We start from the raw sequence: 21,132 nt of genomic DNA on the forward strand, positions 1-21,132 counted from the left end.
CAATCCAAGGCATTTTAGTATATTCTTTACTGCTTTTCCTCTACTCAAGCATCCCATAATTCTCACACCTTATCCTTTCCAGCAAATATTATGTAGCATTCTTTTTTAGAAATGGTATGATGGGCGATCGCTATTTTGAGATGAGGTGGTTAGAACTATTTTTTCCTTGCCACGTTAACTTTTTTTGAGCTGAATAAAAAACAATGAAAATTATATTGCTATTTTTAAATCCGATAACCCACATTCTGCACTTCATGTAACATAAAAATTAGTATAAAATCCGTAGTCTTCTTAAGTATTTATATGCAAATTATCTCAATTACTTTTTTCGTTCATCAAGTTACAAATCAAAAATTACAGCGCTTTTCAGATTGATGAACCACATCGCCACAACCAAAACCCCGTAGGGACGTTCCATGGAACGTCCCTACTGTGGTCTACTGAAATGAAAACTGCTGTAAGTAGGGGCGAATGGCCGTTCGCCCCTACGACTATTGATTACTCAATCACGGCAGCTATGATTTTCTCCTGACTCCTTCTTATATACTACGTTTTGTCGTGCAGAATGTAGGCGATAAAGTTTGTCAGAATAAACTATTGGACTGTTTCATCTTAAATGGTGCAATAGGCTTTTTTCTCCCTTACCTCCTTGTCTTCCTTGTCCTCCTTGTCTTCCTTGTCTTCCCACAACCTAAAATCTAATGCAGCATTTAAGATAAAACAGCCCACTACGCCTATAATTATTAATTATTAATTATTAATTATTAATTGTTGAACACTGTTCCCTGCTATAACACAATTTTGATAATTGTAGTACAATATATTTCATAGTTCATAATCCTTTATCAATAAGCCTTGATTCAATCTGAGACTTTAGAATTACTCGAATGGCCCCGCTTGTGTCAGCATTTGGCCACTTTTACGGCAACTAAGTTGGGTGTAGTTGCAGCTCATCATCTACCTATTCCGTCCACCAGGACGGAGACAATAAATTTATTAGCTCAAACTCAGGAAGTCTATAAAATAGAAACTCTTCTCCCACAGGGTTTGTCTTTTGATGGGATTGAAGATATTGGTGATTCTCTGCAAAGAGCAGAATTAGGTGGTATACTTTCTGGGGCTGAACTTTTAGCTATTGCTACAACTCTGGCGGGTGTTCGTAAGTTGCGTCGGACAATAGATGGTTATGAGTCAGAATATGAGTTGTCTGTTTTACCGGAATTGGTGGCCGAGTTACGAACTTATCCAGAATTGGAACAAGAAATTCACCGTTGTATAGATGATCGGGGGGATGTTACGGATAGAGCTAGTCCTAAACTGGCAGGAATTCGGGAAAAAATGCACCATCTCCGCGATCGCATTGATAATATTCTCCGCAGAATTTTACAAAGCAAGGCTAATGCTATTCAACAACCTATTATTACTCAACGGGGCGATCGCTTTGTAATTCCTGTTAAGGCCCCTCAAAAGGATGCTGTTCCTGGTATTGTCCACGATACTTCGACGACGGGTTCGACATTATACATTGAACCTAATGCAGTTGTCAACCTTAATAATCAAATGCGACAACTGCAACGTCAAGCTCAAAGAGAGGAGGAAGCTATTCGGCAAGCTCTGACTGAGCAAGTGGCAGAGGTTAAGGAAGATTTGGAGCAGTTGTTGGCGATCGCTACGATTATTGATTTGGCTACAGCTCGCGCTCGTTATAGTGTGTGGTTGGGAGCTAATCCTCCTCAGTTTACTGATCCAGACTCTGAGCAAGTTATGACTATGCGTCAATTGCGACATCCTTTGTTGGTTTGGCAACATAAGCATGAACAAGGAAGTTCGGTAGTACCTATTGATGTGAATGTTAGACCGCCAGTGAGAGTGGTGGCGATAACTGGTCCGAATACTGGCGGTAAAACTGTGACTCTGAAAACTTTGGGGTTAGCTGCACTGATGGCAAAGGTAGGGTTGTTTATTCCTGCTGATGATCCTGTCAAGTTGCCTTGGTTTGAGCAAATATTGGCTGATATTGGTGATGAGCAGTCTTTGGAGCAAAGTTTATCTACTTTTTCTGGTCATATTCGGCGAATTATTAGAATTTTGGAAGCAATAAATGGAGAGGAGTCAGGAGTCAGGAGTCAGGAGTCAGGAGTTGGAAACCAGGAGTCAGGAGTAATTATTAATTCAAAAGTCAAAATTCAAAAGTTAAAAGTAATAGATGTTGAGAATTTCTCTGAGGATGAAAATAATTTAGAGGTTGATGATTTTTCTGAGGATGAAAATAATTCAGAATTCAGAATTGAAAATTCAGAATTGAGAAGTAATTCAGAAGTAATAGATTTTGATGATTTATCTGAGGATGAAAATAATTTAGAATTGAGAATTGAGAACTCAGAATTGAGAAGTAATTCAGAAGTAATAGATTTTGATGATTTATCTGAGGATGAAAATAATTTAGAAGTTGAGGATTTTTCTGAGGATGAAAATAATTCAGAATTCAGAATTGAAAATTCAGAATTGAGAAGTAATTCAGAAGTAATAGATTTTGATGATTTATCTGAGGATGAAAATAATTTAAAAGTCAAAAATCAAGATTTAAAAGTAATCGGTACTGATGATTTTTCTGAGAATAAAAGTGATTCAGAAGTTAATGATTTTTCTGAGGATGAAAACCAGGAAAATTCTCGTTTATCTTCTAGTCTAATTTTGTTAGATGAAATTGGTGCTGGTACTGACCCGACTGAAGGTAGTGCTTTGGCAATTTCTCTATTGAAATATTTGGCAGACAACACATTATTAACAGTAGCAACTACTCACTTTGGAGAACTAAAAGCTCTCAAATATGAAGATGAAAGATTTGAAAATGCTTCAGTAGAATTTGATACTAATTCTTTACAACCAACTTATCGTCTACTTTGGGGAATTCCTGGCCGTTCTAATGCTATGACTATTGCTGGTAGATTAGGTTTAAAACAGGATATTATTGATAGAGCGCAAAGTTATGTTGGGGAAAGTTCTGAGGATGTAAATCAGGTAATTGCTGGTTTGGAAGAGCAAAGACAAAAACAAGAAACTAAGGCAAAAGAAGCTTCTGAATTATTACAAGAAACTGAGTTTTTGCATCAGGAAGTTGCTCGAAAAGCTGCTGCTTTGAAGGAACGGGAACGGGAATTAAAATTAGCGCAAGAGGTGGCGGTACAGGAAAAAATTGCTGAAGCAAAAGCGGAAATTGCGACAGTTATTCGGAATTTACAACAAGGTCCCTTGACTGCGAGAAATGCTCAGAAAGCGACTAATGCTATTAATGAAATTTCTGAAAAATATTTGCCTTCTCGTACTCCTCCACCCAAGAAACCTGGTTTTATGCCAAAAGTAGGCGATCGCATTAGAATTCCGAAAATTGGGCAAACTGCTCAGGTGTTGACTGCTGCTAATGAAAATGATGAGTTAACTGTTAAATTTGGGGTGATGAAAATGACGGTTAATTTGGCAGAAGTAGAATCTCTTGATGGTGAGAAGGTTGAGTCTTTTAAAAAGAGTAAAAATGTGGAGTCTCAAAAGACTAAGAAGGTAGAGAGTAAGTCTAAGGAAACTCAGTCGGAAGTTAGTTCGAGTGGTTTAGCTGTTCGTACTTCTCAAAATAGTATTGATGTTCGTGGGAGTCGGGTAGCGGATGCTCAAATTGAGGTTGATCGGGCGTTGTCGAAGGCGATCGAATATGGTTTGTTGTGGATTATTCATGGTAAGGGGACTGGTAAGTTGAGGCAGGGTATCCATGAATTTTTGCAGGAACATCCTTTGGTGGAACGTTTTGAGTTGGCTGGTAAGAGTGATGGGGGTACTGGGGTGACTATTGCTCATTTGAAGTAGGGGAGGAGCTAGACACGGATTTGGCCACGGATACACGGATGGATTTAGGAACGAAAGGCAATAACTACCTACACAGCTAAAAGTGATGGGGGTAGTGGGGTGACTATTGCTCATTTGAAGTAGGAAAGCAGCTAGACACGGATTTGGCCACGGATACACGGATGGATTTAGGAACGAAACGTAAAAACTACCTACACAGCCGAGATTGAAGAGTTATCGACAGTTAAAACTTCAAAAGTGAATAGCTCTTCTTTTTTTCATTGAGTCATTTTCAATTTTCTATCAGTGATTTTTTTGAGTTGAATAAAAAATCATGTGTAGGGGCGAATTAACCCCACTAACATTTCTTATTTTGATATTATCAGAGTTTTTGGTGGAAGACAACCCCTTCGGCGCAATTTTTTAGGAGCTTCACACAATGATAATTCTTGAGCATTTACTTTCGAGATATCCAATAATCCAAACAGGAAATCAAATTTTCAATTATCTATCAGTGATTTTTTTGAGTTGAATAAAAAATCATGCGTATGGGCGAGTTGCCACCACTAACATTTCTTATTTTTAAAATATCAGAGTTTTTGGTGGAAGGCAACCCCTTCGGCGCAATTTTTTAGGAGCTTCACACAATGATAATTCTTGAGCATTTACTTTCGAGATATCCAATAATCCAAACAGGAAATCAACAGGACTAAAGCCATGGGAACCCAGAAACCCGGTTTCTCGTAGATGTTGATTGTCAAAAACAATGATTTACTTTCTTAACCGGGTTTCTTTGCGTAAGTCCTGAAATAAATCAAACATCGATCTTTGATATAAAAAAAGGCTGAAACTTATACGTGGAAAGGCTTTGAGCGATTTAACTATTGGCCAATAAATGAATCAAACATCAATATTTTCTTTCTTGCACTAAAAAAAGGCTGAAACTTATACCTGGAAAGGCTTTGAGCGATTTAACTATTGGCCAATAAATGAATCAAACATCAATCTATAGAAAGAGGGTGATATAGCTGTCACTAGGTTCGCCTTTCATGTCGGCTCTGGCAACCGAAAAGCGGAACGGATTTTCTATGGCTATTACAACAAAGCCGATGTCTATTATAAAAACAACGATTTATCATAAAAACCCGGTTTCTTTACGTAAGTCCTGTTATAGCAGGATTTTTTCAGATCGAGCGATCGCTATCTAAAAATCCTGAAGCTAAGAAAGAATTGGTTAGAGTGCGGAAATGTTTCTCATTCCTATTCCCTATTCCCTTATGAGTGGCTTTGTTGTCATAAATTTTGGTTTTTCAGAAAGATTATTTAAGATCGAGCGCTCGTTATATAAAAATCCTGAAGTTAAGAAAAAATTGGTTAGAACATAGACTGATGAATCTGAGACAGGGAAAATTTTTTTTAAACTATTCTCCCTGTTCCCTGTTCCCTGTTCCCTGTTCCCTGTTCCCTGCTATTGAAACTGACTGAATAACCAGGTGTAAATTTCGAGTTGATTTTCTTGACGACTACGTTGCAGTGCTTGCTCTAATAAAGAAATTGCTAAACCAGGCAAAACTTGAGATTGGTTAATTCTTTGACTGCCTTGATTAGCAATGGCAAAGGCAATAATTTCTACCTTCTGCACGTCAACTATCCAATATTCAGCAACATTCATTGCTTCATACAACAAACGCTTTTCCCCTTTATCATCAGCAAGGGAAGTATTGGCAACTTCTATAACTAGATTTGGTGGAGGATAAATATCTAGGTCAATAGTAGATGCTTCCCAAGAAACTACATCTGCATTTTCTCTAAAATAATAGGAAGCGTCTGGTTGAGCCGCTCGAATTCCTGTTTTGCGATAAGTACACTCATTTCTGCCATCTACCTTAATCCTTTTTGCCATCGCAAATAAGTTAACTATGGTAGTAATAACTATATGGTCTTTACTGTGCTTGTTTGCTGGTGACATTTCGATTCGGAATTTTCCGTTGTTGTAGTAACTTTTGGCTTTTTCGTAACTGGAGTTTTCAATGGTTTGGATGTATTCTTGCCAGGTGGCAGTTATCCAAGTGTCTGTGGGTATTTGAGTTTGGGTTTTGTTCATGGGTATTTCAGTTATGAGTTATCAGTTATATCAAATCTGGTAACATCGGTGTTATAGCGCTACGCGCTAGGGAATAGGGAACAGGGAACAGGGAACAGCAGACTATCAAAGGGTTTTCCTACGGAATGCTGCGCAAACAGGATTTATAACTGTCCTAACCTTTGTTTCGACTGCTATATTCAGTATTTAAAGATATTGTAGGGGCGAATGGCATTCGCCCTCTACAGATAGCGTATTGTCCAAGAATTTGCGTAAGTCCTGTTTTATATCGAGCGCTCGTTATTTAAAAGATTTGATTTTTCTTGACTTTGGGCAACTGCTTCTCGCACTGCTTGACGAATTTCATCCCAGTCTTGTGCAGTGATGGGTTCGGCAGTGCCAGATTCTATGCCTTCGATTAATTTTGTTTTTAAGCGTTGCTTGGTTTGGCGTTGTTGCTCTTGCTGCACTAGGAGAATAAAATACTCGTTGGCATTTTTATAACTACCAAGTTGTAGTTGTTCTTCGACGTAGACTCGCAGGGAGTCAGGTAGAGAAATTGTTAGGTTTTCCATACGTTCCAATAATAATGAAGTTAATGAACATTGTAGGATTTTTGAATCTGGTCTTAATCGCAAAGATTATTTTTGGTGGTTTTGAGATAAGCACTCGCCCAGTTACAAGCACGGTTGAGTAGATCGTCTAAGTCTGCGTTTAATAGTAGGACTCCTGACTGGTTTTGTACAGCGATCGCTTTCCCATCAGGACTAAATTTTTCGCCTAAGAATGAATTGGTTGTGTAGAGTTGGGTTTTTTTGGTAAATATGCCATTGAGTAGATGGAGTGTTACTTTGCCATTGTCGTGTTCGATGGCTAGGATATTACTATCAGAACTGAAATTGATGCTCTTAACGGACTTGTCATTCTTAATCCGTTTTTTGATTTCCTTAGTTTTACTATCCGACAATATTACATCATCACTAACTGAAGCAATAATCTTGCCATTAGGGCTAAAAATTGCCTTGGTAACTACATTTGTATGATCCTTAAAAGTGTGAATAAGTCTTCCGTCTAAACTCCAAAGTTTTAACGTTTTATCATCACTGCCAGAGAGAATATTTTTACCATCGGGGCTAAAACTTACAGTGTTTACTTCATCCTTTTCTTCAATAGTGTTTATTTGTTCACCATTCTTGCTGTTCCAAATTTTAATAATTTTATCGCCGCCACCAGAGACAATTTTTGTTCCATCAGGGCTAAAACTGACACTATTCACCCAAACATTATCAGCTTTGAGCGTTTTGATTAATTCACCATCAAGATTCCAAAGTCTCAGAAGATGTTCTCTTTTACCCCAAGCTATTGTTTGGCGATCGTAACTATAACCTAGAATTCTAGAAAACTCTTCACAAAATTGAGACTCTTCAGGAACTTCTAGTTTTTTGCCATCGCGTTCCCAAAATATCAGAGTTCCACACTTTGGACTGTAACTAATAGAAGTAATAGTATTATTCTCGTTTTGAAAACTCATTCTGTCTCCCTCTATGGTTTTGAGTCTATTACCTTTTTTATCCCAAAAAATGATTGTCTCTTTATCCTTAGTATAGTCACCATCATCATCAATAGAAGCAAAGATGTTTCCACTAGAGCTAAATTCTATAGATTCAACAGGGTATTTATGCCCTCGAAGAGTTTTTATTTCTTGACCATCCTTGCTACTCCAAAGCTTAATAGTTTTATCGTCACTAGCTGTAGCAATTATTTTACCATCAGGGCTAAACTCTATGTCATTAATTACTCCATAATGTCCCTTGATCACTTTAATTAATTTTCCATCAAGACTCCAAAGTTTAACAAAATTATTAGAAGTAGAAACAATTACATTACCATCTGGATTCAACTGAAAATTATTAATGCCGTAATCATCAATTTGCTTCATTGGAGTCCCATCTTTTTGCTTCATTGTAGTTCCATCGCTTTGCCACAATTTAATCGTACTATTTTCCGGTCTGTTTTCGTTGTAGCTAAGAGTAATAATCTTCTTACTGTCACGACTAAAAGACAAACTTTTTACTTGATCTCTGTGTTCTAATTTGCGAATATCAGTACCATCCCTCCTCCAAAGTTTAGCATAATTATCATCACCAATAGAAGCAATAATCTGACTATCTGGACTGAAAATTATCTCTTCAACTTTTCCATAATGCCCGCCTAAATTGATAACTGATTTGTCATTAAGATTCAAGAGTTTTATTTGATTATGGCTTATAGTTGCAATTAATTGTTTATCTCTACTTATAATAGTTCTTTGTATTTTTTCATTATGACCTTCAAAAGGGCTGATTGACTTGCCATTCAGACTCCAAAACCTAATTTTATTTTCACTTATAGAAGCTAGAGTTTTGCTGTCTGGACTGAAATAGAGTTGTTCTACCTGGTTATGTTGTAATTTTCTTATATAATTTCCTTCTCTACTATATAAATAAATAAACTTATCATTATTATCATAACCAATAGCAGCAATTGTTTTTCCATCAGGGCTAATTTTGATATTTTTCACTGAATCAATGTTGTTTTTTGAAACTATTTTTCCACGCTCAATATTTGATAAATTTGGAGCATAAGTATAGTCAAAAAAAGTGCTAGTAATGAAATTTTTATTGTTAGGGCTAAAACTCAAATTATAAGCAAATTCTTCCATAATTATAGGTGCTATTAAACTTCGACTATTCTGCCAAATTTCTACTTTTACAGCGCTTTGATTGACTGGAGTAATAGTTGCATTTAAGAGTTTATCAAAACTACTTTTCTGTTCTTTAGCCAAAAAATTTCCATCTCCGTGATGATAAAAAAACTTCCACCAATTATCCAGTTTCCAAAGTCTTACTGTGTCATCTTTGCTGGCTGATACTATAAATTTATTATTGGGGCTAAAACTAATATGAGAAATACTTTCTTTATGACTGTCTAGAGAAGTGTTTTTACCTGTAGAAATATTGATATTCTGTTTTACTGTTTTTATTTCTACATCATCATCATTATCATCAACAGTAGCTATAAATTTTCGATCATCACTAATAATATTATGCTCGTAATCTGCTAAAGATTCACCATACCTTTTAATCAGCTTTCCATCAACTTTATAAACTTTAAAATCATTGCCTCGACTAGACAATATAACAGTTTCATTATCTAGAAACTTAATATCAGTAGTAGTATAATTCTTGATGTTTACATCTTTTTCTTCCTCATCAATAAACCAAAGCTTGACATTATCATAATCATCAGCAGAAGCAACAATTTTAGCATTCGGACTAAAAGTAACGTGGGCAACAGGAGCATTATGTCTGTCAAAACTATCAACTTCCGTACCATCTTTTAAACTCCAAATTCGCACTTTTCCATCTTTACAACCTGTAGCTACAAATTGATTATCTGGACTAAAACTAACATCCAATACATCATCATCATGTGGTAAAGAAATAGGCTCTCTACTATCATCCAACCATCTAATTATTGCCAAATTATCTTTACTAGCAGAAGCAACCATTTTACCATCAGAACTAAAGTCAACCTGGGTAATATCATCCCTATGTTCATCAAAAGTTGTCTCTTCTTCACTACCATCAACTGACCAGACTTTTACCGTATTATCTTTACTTCCTGTAGCAATCATTTTCTCATCATTACTAACACTAACATGAGTTACATCATCATTATGTTTTTCAAATCTATTAAACTCTTTTACTTCCTGAATTGCTGTACTTAATTCTGACAAAACTTGCAGTTTAGTTCCTGGAGTTGCTGCTAAAGATAACCATTTTAATTTCTTTCCTACTTGAATAGCAGATACTAACCGATCTAATTCTGTATTTTCCTTAGAAGCAGCACTTAAACCTGACAAATAAGTGTTAACTCCGAATAACGTAGCAGCAATAGCAACTCCTCCTATTGTTAGAACCATTCCCCCTAAAGTAATAGCCGCACGACGGGCAGTATTTAATTGTTTTCGTAACGCCTCAGTTAACATTTTTTCTGTCTGTTTCCGCAGCTCTCTTTCCTTCTCCAATTCAACAGATATCTGAGCCATTTCGGACATTTCTTTCCTGACAAAATATGCCAAATAATCGTGAACTAATTGATAATTATCTGACGGACTTGCGGGAATTCTAAACACCAAACCAGACTTAACTAAAACAGTCAAAATTAATTCCATCCGTTCCGGTTTTTCTGTATATTCCTCTAACTCCACCCGACTTTTTAGCGGGCGAGTATTATTCTCATCTGTGAGGAAATATAAAACTACTTTTGCTAACTTTTCGTTCTCCGGTCCACAATACTTAATTACCTCTTCTAAATACCGCCCTACAAAAGCTTTTTTCGGACCCCTTTCTTGATACTCTTCTAAAGTAGTAATATTCTCATTTTGTAACTGCGACCCCACAATTTGTAATTCAATTGGTCTGACATTTTTCACATTTCCTGCTAAATCTTTAACTAATTCATCTATTAGTTCTGGAGTTAAAGTAAAAGTAGTTTGAGCTGTTATTCCTTGAATTACAGACTTAGCATTTGCGATAGAAAAATCACCAATATAATAGATATGCTTTTTACTGAGAATATCGTTATTAATCAGCTCTAAACTTACTATTCGATTGCATTCTAAAAGATAATGAATGAAATCTTCCCGCAGAGAAATAATTACATTTACAAAAGATATTTGCAGACATTTTTGGAGAAATTTATAGAACTCTTGACGGCTATTTATATCCTTATTATTAAAGAAAAATTCCTCAAATTGGTCAAAGATTAAAACTGTCGTCCGATTCTGCTTTTCTTGGGCTTTTAAAATTGCCAGCAACTCATCATTAGGAGGAGTCTTCAAAGTCTCCCTTTCTAAAGGAGATTTAGAGGGATTTTCAACGTACCCCTTTCTCAGGGAAGAGTCTTCAAAGCACCCTATTTCTGAGGGGGAAGTCTTCAAAGTCTCCCTTTCCAAGGGGGATTTAGGGGGATTTTCCATGTTCTTCAAAGACTCCCTTTCTAAAGGAGATTTAGGAGGATTTTCCATGTTCTTCAAAGACTCCCTTTCTAAAGGAGATTTAGGAGGATTTTCAACGTACCTTTTTCCAAGGGAAGAGTCTTCACAGCACCCCCTTTCTGAGGGAGAAGTGTTCAAAGTCCCCCTTTCCAAGGGGGATTTAGGGGGATTTTCAATCTTCTTCAAAGTCTCCCTTTCCAAGGGGGATTTAGGGGGATTTTCAATCTTCTTCAAAGTCTCCCTTTCCAAGGGGGATTTAGGGGGATTTTCAATGTTCTTCAAAGTCTCCCTTTCCAAGGGGGATTTAGGGGGATTTTCAATATTATTCAAAGTCTCCCTTTCCCAGGGGGATTTAGGAGGATTTTCAATGTTCTTCAAAGTCTCCCTTTCCAAGGAGGATTTAGGGGGATCGTATTCCCTATTTTCCAACTCTGAAATAGCCTTTTCTAAACTATCACCAAGGTCTTGTTTCCAATCAGTATAAACTTGCTGCAAAACTGGCAAAATATCTCTCGTATCTACAGAGTCTCCTTTCAAAATTGGAATTAATCCAGCTTCCACTAAAGAACTTTTACCAACTCCAGAAGAGCCGTACAAAATTGTGAATCTATGATGAGAAACTTTAATCCGCTCTACTAATTTTTCCACATCTGGCAACCTGCCAGAAGTAGCTATTTCTTGAGTTATATTTTCTGATTTTTCAATCCCTGACAAACCTAAATTTAATCGTTGTTTTCTTGGCTGTAATTTCCCGGCTCCAATAAAAGCTTTAATAGCAAATTGAGTCTCAATTTTTTGTTGCTCTAGTTTTTGATTAAATGCCGTTAAATAATCTCCTTTGTCGAAATAGCAACTTCCCAATTCTTTCAGAATCAACTGATAAAGTTCGGGGTCGTAATCAGGCTTAGTTATCTTTTTTGCATCTTCTAAAGTTGTAATAGCTGTTTCTAATCGGTCAAGATTTTTTTGAGCTTTAGCTAAGGAAAATAAATACCAACCTTTATGATAGTGAAGCTCCCAATCTAATACTTGATTAAATGTCTCTCCAGAATTTGATATTTCAGCAACAGCTTCTTCTAAAAAAGACAATGCTTTGTCAGCTAATTCTTGAGCTTCATGCCAAACTTTCCGATTCGATTTAACTTCTGCTAAAAATCCATAAGCTCTAGCTATCCTAAATTTTGTTTGATGACTTTGATGAATATTTAAAGCTTTTGACGCAACTTTTTCCAATTCATCCCAATCCAAAAGTCGATGATTAACTTCTGCTAAATAATTAATAAATCTACCAACTAAATCCTCTCTTTTATCAAATTCTAAACAATCTATACATTCCTCAAAATAACCTTTTGCACGTTGACAACTTTCCTGATATTCCTGGCGATTTATATCAGCATAATTTCGCCACCATAAACCCAAATAAAATAATAAATATCCTTGTTTTACCAAATTATTAGTTTGTTGCCATAGCTTCAAACTTTGCTCATAATGTTGCCGAGATTCTGCCGAATTATTTGCTAATATACCCAGAGAAAATTCTAGACTTGCTGATAAATCTGACGGTAATACGACACCATTTTTTAGTAATTCTTGATAAGCTGCCTTGAGTTGGATAACTGTTGCACTATCAAACCTATTATTGTCAACAAAAATCTCCCCAGACTCCAATGTTTTCTTGTAGATATCCTCCGTAGTTAACTGAATAAAATTAACTACATCATCAGTGGAAGCTTCAAAATCAACTGTGGCTGCCCAACTATAAAAATCTGGAGCTAAACGAATCATTTCAGCTAACACATTATCAGTCACCCAAAGCACCAATGGAAAGTGAAAATTATCGCTAAACTCTCCTCGAATTTTATTAGCACTTATCAACAGTTTATCAATTGCTTTTGCTGACTCTAAACCTGATACTATTAAAGCCTCCGGTTGTTCTTTTCCGATTTGTTTTTCAATAGTGCTATAGAGAGTAATCGCCGAAGATTCTAAGTGCAGTTGTTGAATTTTTACAGAACAGATATTCGTTAGTATTTGTATGATTTCTTGTTGCAAATTTTGGAAATTACAACGAGCTAAAATCAGAGAAAAATTTTTACCTCCAACATTAAGAGCAAAGGCTAATTGCTCTAAAGAATTTTGATTTTTCTCTGAAAGATTTTCTGGGTTGTTTAATTCTATCATTTTGTTATATTTTCCATTAATTATTAAGGTTGGCAAGACACGGATTTGGCCACGGATACACGGATGGGTGCATAGCTAAGGGGCTAGACTCGGATTCGGCCACGGATACACGGATGGGTGCATCGCTAAGGGGCTAGACTCGGATTCGGCCACGGATACACGGATGGGTGCATCGCTAAGGGGCTAGACTCGGATTCGGCCACGAATACACGGATGGGTGCATCGCTAAGGGGCTAGACTCGGATTCGGCCACGAATACACGGATGGGTGCATACCTCAAACTGTGCGAAGTGCTTGTCTTCCTTATCTTCCTAATTCTTAATCCGTCTAATTCTTAATCCGTGTATCCGTGCCATAATCCGTGTGAACTTTCTAATTCTTAATCCGTGTATCCGTGCCATAATCCGTGTGAGCTGCCTAACTCTTAATCCGCAGATCCGTGCCATAATCCGTGTGAGCTGCCTAACTCTTAATCCGCAGATCCGTGCCATAATCCGTGTGAGCTGCCTAACTCTTAATCCGCAGATCCGTGCCATAATCCGTGTGAGCTGCCCAATTCTGCTAGTATTGGATTCACTTGAAACCAAGATCCCTGACTATCCCGATATTCATACACCAACCTAGTACCAATCAGAATTTGATATTCCTTGTCACCCTTCACCTCTTGAGTTTGTTGTACTTGACGCAACAACTCCCACTCTTTATCATCAACCCCCAACTTCATTTGATTACTCTTATCTTGAATAACTCTTTCTAAAAATTCACGAGAAAGTGGCAGTTTCCGTTCTTTCATTATTAAACCACGCAGCAATTGTAATAATTCCCGAACATGGCCGCCACTTATTTGACAGAGGCGATCGAGTGTTTCTGGTGCATCAAAAATTTCCGAAATTAAACCGAGTCGCACTTCAGGATCTAAGTCAGGAAATGCTCTCGCCAAAACCATCTGCCGTAAATTTTTCATTCCCAAAGCACATTCATTACCATCTCGCAGTCTCACAGGCACCATTGGCAGCACTTTCGGTTCCACTGCTAGACGACTGGTTAGTCTATTGTAATCATTGGAAAACATTAGAGACAGAGGCATAGTATAGATAACATGACATTTGAGTTGCCGTAAATTTTCTCCTCTATCTACAAATAAGTATTCAGGTTGAGGGCGACCCCCTGGTTTAATTATATTTTCTACGCGATCGAGGTTATCGACTATTACTACTAAACCTTTTTTGCCATATCGCTTTAACTTCTCGACAGTAGGTTCAATTAGTTCTGTGTTGATAGTTTCCAGAATATTCTCTGTTTGTGGTTCCAAATAATCTCTCAATTTCTTGCGAAGTTCTAGACTCTTCTTAGTTTTAGCGGTAATTTTACCAATTCCTAAAGGCAATGCTACTTCAGCAGACAAGTCTATTTCTGTTTGTAAAAGTCTGGTTGCTCCATCAATAATTCTTTGGAAACCTCTTAGTTGAGGTAAAGTGATTTTTTCTAAACTTTCAATACTTTCTATTACCCGTCGAGCGATCGCTAACATAATATCTCCAATATCAACGTCTCCCATTTCTAAATCTTGAGAAGATTCAAAATAAACGACATGAAATTCTGCTTTTTCTAATGCTGCTTTTAGTCGTAATAATTCTGTGGATTTGCCACAACCAATATGACCTGTAAATAGTTCACAAGTCGGTTCTTCTGGAGAAAAGAATGTAATATTATCTCTAAATTCTTCAATGATTTTACCCCCGCGCACTTGGGAAAAATCTATGTAATATTTTTCGTCTTCTGGACTATCTGCTTTTAGAACCTGACTGGGGTTTGTTACTTGATAAAATTTCTGTAAATCTAGTTCCATAATATTTTTAATCTTCAGTTAAATTTAATCTAACAAGACTTACTTCAATAATTAATAATTGACAATTAATAATTAATAATTACTTCTTTTTCTTCTAACATAACTTTAGTTTTTGCTCCTATAACTTCTGGCAAATTACGGGGAGTTTATCAAGAGCGCCAACAAGTTAAAACTGCAAACGTGATCGCCTCTTGAAAATCTAGATCCACTCCACATTACTTATTCTTTAGTTGAATAAAAAATCATGTGTATGGGCGAGTTACCCCCAGTAACATTTCTAATCTTCAGATTATCAAAGTTTTTGGCGATTAGCAACCCCTTCGGCGGAATTTTTTAGGAGCTTCACACAATGATAAGTTTTGAGGATTTACTTGAGGCGCCTCCAATAATCATGCACAGGAAATCAATTATTTTCTCCTATTCCCTACTGCCTACTCCCTACTTCCAATATCTCTAAAATTGGTTCAATTACCAGTAGTCATCATCAGGGCGATCGCTCTGAATCAGGTAACACTGAGAACTATCTTTTCCTTTCCACATTACTTATTTTTTGATTGAATAAAAAGTCATGTGTATGGGCGAGTTACCCCCACTAACATTTCTAATCTTCAGATTATCAGAGTTTTTGGCGATTCGCAACCCCTTCGGCGAAATTTTTTAGGAGCTTTACAGAATGAGATGATAAGTTTTTGAGGGTTTGCTTTAGACGCCTCTAATAATCATGCACAGGAAATCAATTATTTTCTCCTATTCCCTACTGCCTACTCCCTACTTCCATATCTCTGAAATTGGTTTAATAACCAGTAGTCATAATCAGGGCGATCGCTCTGAATCTGGTAATACTCAGAACTATATCTTCCTTACAACCTTACTGACTTTTTATTCAACTAAAAAATCATGCATAGGGACAAGTTACCCCTAATAACATTTCTAATCTTCAGATTATCAGAGTTTTTGGCGATTCGCAACCCCTTCGGCGAAATTTTTTAGGAGCTTCATAGAATGATAAGTTTTTGAGCGTTTACTTGAGACGCCTCTAATAATCATGCACAGGAAATCAATTATTTTCTCCTATTCCCTACTGCCTACTCCCTACTTCCAATATCTCTAAAATTGGTTCAATCACCATTAGTCATAATCAGGGCGATCGCTCTGAATCTGGTAATACTCAGAACTATATCTTCCTTACAACCTTACTGATTTTTTAGTTGAATAAAAAGTCATGTGTATGGGCAAGTTGCCACAACTAACATTTCTAATCTTCAGATTATCAGAGTTTTTGGCGATTCGCAACCCCTTCGGCGAAATTTTTTAGGAGCTTTACAGAATGAGATGATAAGTTTTTGAGGGTTTGCTTTAGACGCCTCTAATAATCATGCACAGGAAATCAATTATCCCTCGAAAATAATCAATTATTTTCTCCTATTCCCTACTGCCTACTCCCTACTTCCATATCTCTGAAATTGGTTTAATAACCAGTAGTCATAATCAGGGCGATCGCTCTGAATCTGGTAATACTCAGAACTATATCTTCCTTACAACCTTACTGATTTTTTAGTTGAATAAAAAGTCATGTGTAGGGACAAGTTGCCACAACTAACATTTCTAATCTTCAGATTATCAGAGTTTTTGGCGATTCGCAACCCCTTCGGCGAAATTTTTTAGGAGCTTTACAGAATGAGATGATAAGTTTTTGAGCGTTTACTTGAGACACCTCTAATAATCATGCACAGGAAATCAATTATTTTCTCCTATTCCCTACTGCCTACTGCCTACTCCCTGTTTGTCAATTCTGCTTCTGGCAACCATAATAAATCTGTTACTCCAAAATCTTTACCACATTGACTAATTAAAGTAGTAAGTTGACCGCGATGATGAGTTTGATGATTGAAAAAGTGGAGAAGTAAATGCCACAATGGAAAGTTACATTCTCCTTTCTGAGACTTACTTGTAAAAGTCAAAGATTCTGCTAACTTTTCTTCTGTTAATGAATCTATATAGGTCTGAATTTCTCGGTCAATTTTTTGACGCTCTTGCCACAATAAATTAAATTCAGCAATTAATTCTTGTCTTAATGATTCGATCTCAAAAGTATAATTTTGAAAGCGACTTAACCAGAGTTTATCTGCTAATAAAATATGGTTAAGTGTACCCTGAATGGAATTAAAAAATGCTCCTTTATCTTCCCGACGTACTGAATCCGGTATTGATTCACAAACTAGATAGATTTTTTCGTTCATCCAATAATTATATTGGGATAATCTTTGAAAATAATCGGTTTTATTCATTTTTCAACCATTTATTTTACAGCAGTTTCCTATTTCCTATTCCCTACTAGGATTATTTCAAAATGTTATAAGTTAACGATTTAGGGAGAAAGGGATATGGAGTCAGGAGTCAGGAGTCAGGAGTCAGGAGAAAGAAAGGATTTAAACTATTGAATTTTTAAATTCGTATTCAATAGAACATCTGCATTAAGAGGAAGTAATTTTGTAATTATTGAATAACCAAATTTTATATGAAAGGATAAGAAGATAGGGAAATTAACCAAAATTTGTCGATTTTTCTTTCAGTGTCGGAGAGTCTTTAGAGCTACTGACATCATAATTTTTACGAATTGTTATTACTTCCCACACCTCCCACACCTCCCACACTTCCCACACTCCCTACTCCCTATTCCTTGTAATTGGTTGATGAATTTCTCCTAACATGACTTTGGCTTTTGCTCCTGTAACTTCTGGCAAATTACTCTTAATTTCTAAGGAACGCCAATAAGCTAAAACTGCCATGGCGATCGCTTCTTTAAAATCTACATCTACTCCCACTTCAGCAGTGGTTATTACTGGTATTGGTGCTAATAATTTTTCTATCCTTTCTTTTAAATATAAATTATGGCTACCACCGCCACATAATAATATTTGGTCTGGCAAACTTGGTAAGAAATTTCTATAGCTATGGTTGATTGAAGCTGCTGTTAATTCTGTGAGGGTTGCCAGTATATCGGCAGAACTTAAATTATATTTTTCTGCATCATTAAGACAGTTAAATAAATAGTCTTTCCCAAATAATTCTCTACCTGTAGATTTTGGAGGTTTCTGTTGGAAAAAGTCTTGTTTTAACCATGTTTCTACTAATTCTTGGCATGGTCTCCCACTTGCTGCCCATTCTCCATTTTTATCGTAAGTTTTACTTCCTTGGGAAAAATGTTTTACTGCTAAATCTAATAATGTATTACTAGGTCCTGTATCCCAACCTAAAACTTCTTGAGAAGGAGCTAAAGTTGTTACTAATTCCTCTTGTTTTTGACTTTTGACTTTTGACTTTTGAATTTTTAGAGGAGTTAAAGTTGTGACTAATTCCTCTTGAATTTTGAATTTTGAATTTTGAATTTTGAATTCTTCTTGTTTTTGACTTTTTAGATAAGTTACATTACCAATTCCACCCAAATTTTGTATACAGCGAGTATATTCTGGGTGGCTCAGTAAATGAAGATCGACACAAGGAACTAAAGGGGCACCTTGACCCCCTGCAGCAAGATCGGCAGCTCGAAAATTACTAATAGTCGGAATTCCTGTTAAATTAGCAATTACTTCACCACGGCCTAACTGTAGACTATAGCCTAATTGTTGAGATGGTGGACGATGGTAAACAGTTTGACCATGGGAACCAATTAGTTCTGCTTTCTTAGCATATTTTTGGTTAATTGTCAATGCTGCCGTAGCGAATTCTTGGGCAATAGTATCATTAAGTTCAGCCAACTCAGCCATTGAGAGAGATGCACCAGAACAAACATCAAGAATTAGGGAGGGCAAATTCTCTGGGTAAGGATAAGTAGCTGCTGCCAGTAGTTCTACTGTTAAATTTGTTTGACCACCAGTCACATCAACCAAAGCTGCATCTATACCATCCACCGAAGTGCCACTAATTAAACCAATAACTTTGGTCATTTTTCTATTCCCACAGTAACAATGACCACTGTAATATTATCACGGCCTCCTTTATCCTTAGCAGTATCTACTAATTCTTGAGCAATAGATTTAGAATCATTATCAGAACTTAATATAGAACTTATGATGGGGTCGGCTAACTCTTCTGTCAATCCATCACTGCAAAGTAAGAGGCGATCGCCTGGTTGAAAATCTAGAGATAAGAGGTCTACATTACCCATATCTTCCCTACCCAGACATTGAGAAAGTACATGACGCCAAGGATGAGTTCTAGCTTGCTCTGCAGTTATAGCATTACTTCTCACTGCCTGAGCTACCCAAGTTTGGTCTTCTGTAACTTGTTTTAGAGTTTCGCCGCGAAGTCTATAGAGACGAGAGTCACCCACATTTGCACACCAAAGTTGTTCTTCTCGGAAAATGGCTACTACTGCTGTTGTACCCATATCCGAACGTTCGGGATGTTCTTGCTGGTCATCTATGATTGCTTGATTTGCTTGAATAAAGGCATCTTCTAATAACTGGGGTGATTCTATGGTATCCTGCCAATGACCAAGTAGATAAGTTTTAATTATTTCTGTAGCAATTTTACTTGCTTCTTCACCACCTGCATGTCCTCCCATACCATCAGCGACGATAAAAATGTGTCCTTCAGGAGCTACATAGTAAGAATCTTGATTAATTGAACGAACGCTACCTGTATCGGTAGTGCCAATACCTGTGAACTTTGGTTCCATAGTAGAACTTAGTTTAATTGCTTTTGTCTGGTTTTGAGATTTATTATCCACTTAATATAATTAATATCCTGGTTTAATATAGTTCCGATTCAATTGTAGCATTAGAATGGGATTAAAAATTAATGAAAATTTGTTAGCTCTAATTTCCCTGGAAAAAATCTTGATAATTGGGGGGAGAGAAAGCAGAATATTTTGATGAGGACGTTCTGAATAAGACTCGTTCTAAGACTGATCTAAATTTCTCATAAGTTATTAATACTAAGACCTGATTTATTAGGGGCGATATTTAGAAATCTTTGTAGTTAATTCTCTACTATTTTCTGCCCAATCAAATTACAGCTATTCAGGAATAGGGAATCGGTGGAAAGATAATTTTTGGGAGTCGGGATTCGGGAAAAAGGGAAAATTTGTTAGCTCTAATTTCCCTGGAAAAAATCTTGATAATTCGGGGGCGAGAAAGCAGAATATTTTGATGAGGGCGTTCTGAATAAGACTCCCTCTAAGACTGATCTAAATTTCTCATAAATTATTAATATAAGACCTAATTTATTAAGGGCGATATTTAGACATATTTGTAGTTAACTCTCAACTATTTTCTGCCCAATCAAATTACAGCTATTCAGAAATAGGGAATCGGTGGAAAGATAATTTTCGGGAATAGGGATTAGGGAAAAAGGGAAAATTTGTTAGCTCTAATTTCCTAGGCAAAATTCTTCATAATTCGGACGCGAGAAAGAAGCACATTTTTCTGACTCAGTTAGTGAATAACCAGAGTCAAAAATTTAGGGAGTAGGGAGTAGGGAAAAAGGGAAAATTTGTTAGCTCTAATTTCCCTGGAAAAAATATTCATAATTCGGACGCGAGAAAGAGGCACATTTTTCTGACTCAGTTGTGAATAACCAGAGTCAAAAATTTAGGAAATTAGGAAGTAGGGAATAGGGAAAAAGGGAAAACTTGTTAGTTCTAATTTCCTAGGCAAAATTCTTCATAATTCTGGCGCGAGAAAGAAGCACATTTTTCTGACTCAGTTGTGAATAACCAGAGTCAAAAATTTAGGAAGTAGGGAATAGGGAAAAAGGGAAAGTTTGTTAGTTCTAAAAAGAAGAATATTTTGATGACGGCGTTCTGAATGAGACTCGATCTAAGGGGACTCTAAATCTCTAATCAATTATTAATATAAGACATGATTTATTAGGGGCGATATTTAGAAATCTTTGTAGTTAATTCTCTACTATTTTCTGCCCAATCAAATTACAGCTATTCAGGAATAGGGAATCGGTGGAAAGATAATTTTTGGGAGTCGGGATTCGGGAAAAATGGAAAATTTGTTAGCTCTAATTTCTCTGGAAAAAATCTTGATAATTGGGGGGAGAGAAAGCAGAATATTTTGATGAGGGCGTTCTGAATAAGACTCGTTCTAAGACTGATCTAAATTTCTCATAAGTTATTAATACTAAGAC

General features: G+C 36.5%; 9 protein-coding genes. 1 reads left to right on the plus strand and 8 read right to left on the minus strand.

Annotated elements, in window-relative coordinates; translation table 11 throughout:
• Positions 1 to 855: 855 nt before the first annotated feature.
• Complete coding sequence (locus tag F6K40_RS08535) at positions 856 to 3,858, plus strand: endonuclease MutS2 (protein WP_293134136.1); 3,003 nt, start codon at positions 856 to 858, stop codon at positions 3,856 to 3,858.
• A gap of 1,447 nt (positions 3,859 to 5,305) precedes the next feature.
• On the opposite strand, the gene F6K40_RS08540 is transcribed toward F6K40_RS08535, so the two are convergent.
• The 8 genes from F6K40_RS08540 to F6K40_RS08575 form a co-directional block, all read right to left on the minus strand.
• Positions 5,306 to 5,941, minus strand: a complete 636-nt coding sequence (locus F6K40_RS08540; protein ID WP_293134139.1) for a Uma2 family endonuclease — start codon at positions 5,939 to 5,941, stop codon at positions 5,306 to 5,308.
• A gap of 263 nt (positions 5,942 to 6,204) precedes the next feature.
• Positions 6,205 to 6,495, minus strand: coding sequence for a ribbon-helix-helix domain-containing protein (locus F6K40_RS08545; protein ID WP_293134142.1), 291 nt, complete (start codon positions 6,493 to 6,495; stop codon positions 6,205 to 6,207).
• Between the two features lie 53 nt (positions 6,496 to 6,548).
• Entirely contained in the window at positions 6,549 to 13,142 is a 6,594-nt protein-coding gene (locus tag F6K40_RS08550) for an nSTAND1 domain-containing NTPase (RefSeq protein WP_293134145.1), read from the minus strand.
• Positions 13,143 to 13,453: 311 nt separating this feature from the next.
• Complete coding sequence (locus F6K40_RS08555) at positions 13,454 to 13,678, minus strand: hypothetical protein (RefSeq protein WP_293134147.1); 225 nt, start codon at positions 13,676 to 13,678, stop codon at positions 13,454 to 13,456.
• Positions 13,657 to 14,991: a P-loop NTPase fold protein gene (locus tag F6K40_RS08560; protein ID WP_293134149.1), complete on the minus strand. Its 1,335-nt coding sequence runs from the start codon at positions 14,989 to 14,991 to the stop codon at positions 13,657 to 13,659. Before F6K40_RS08560 ends, F6K40_RS08555 begins: the two co-directional genes overlap by 22 nt.
• A 1,772-nt stretch (positions 14,992 to 16,763) precedes the next feature.
• Positions 16,764 to 17,279: a DinB family protein gene (locus tag F6K40_RS08565; RefSeq protein WP_293134151.1), complete on the minus strand. Its 516-nt coding sequence runs from the start codon at positions 17,277 to 17,279 to the stop codon at positions 16,764 to 16,766.
• 378 nt (positions 17,280 to 17,657) lie between these two features.
• Positions 17,658 to 18,938 (minus strand): anhydro-N-acetylmuramic acid kinase, encoded by a 1,281-nt coding sequence (locus tag F6K40_RS08570; protein WP_293134153.1) that lies wholly within the window; start codon positions 18,936 to 18,938, stop codon positions 17,658 to 17,660.
• On the minus strand, positions 18,935 to 19,672 hold the full coding sequence (locus F6K40_RS08575) for a Stp1/IreP family PP2C-type Ser/Thr phosphatase (RefSeq protein ID WP_293134222.1): 738 nt from the start codon (positions 19,670 to 19,672) through the stop codon (positions 18,935 to 18,937). Before F6K40_RS08575 ends, F6K40_RS08570 begins: the two co-directional genes overlap by 4 nt.
• Positions 19,673 to 21,132: the final 1,460 nt, after the last annotated feature.

Origin of the sequence: Okeania sp. SIO3I5, from assembly GCF_010672085.1 — a bacterium.
Classification (GTDB): domain Bacteria; phylum Cyanobacteriota; class Cyanobacteriia; order Cyanobacteriales; family Microcoleaceae; genus Trichodesmium.

Excerpts from the sequence above, each read along its gene's own strand:
- F6K40_RS08565 (WP_293134151.1), bottom strand. The coding sequence starts at position 17,279 with ATGAATAAAACCGATTATTTTCAAAGATTATCCCAATATAATTATTGG.
- F6K40_RS08550 (WP_293134145.1), bottom strand. The coding sequence starts at position 13,142 with ATGATAGAATTAAACAACCCAGAAAATCTTTCAGAGAAAAATCAAAAT.
- F6K40_RS08540 (WP_293134139.1), bottom strand. The coding sequence starts at position 5,941 with ATGAACAAAACCCAAACTCAAATACCCACAGACACTTGGATAACTGCC.
- F6K40_RS08560 (WP_293134149.1), bottom strand. The coding sequence starts at position 14,991 with ATGGAACTAGATTTACAGAAATTTTATCAAGTAACAAACCCCAGTCAG.
- F6K40_RS08570 (WP_293134153.1), bottom strand. The coding sequence starts at position 18,938 with ATGACCAAAGTTATTGGTTTAATTAGTGGCACTTCGGTGGATGGTATA.
- F6K40_RS08555 (WP_293134147.1), bottom strand. The coding sequence starts at position 13,678 with ATGGCACGGATCTGCGGATTAAGAGTTAGGCAGCTCACACGGATTATG.
- F6K40_RS08545 (WP_293134142.1), bottom strand. The coding sequence starts at position 6,495 with ATGGAAAACCTAACAATTTCTCTACCTGACTCCCTGCGAGTCTACGTC.
- F6K40_RS08575 (WP_293134222.1), bottom strand. The coding sequence starts at position 19,672 with ATGGAACCAAAGTTCACAGGTATTGGCACTACCGATACAGGTAGCGTT.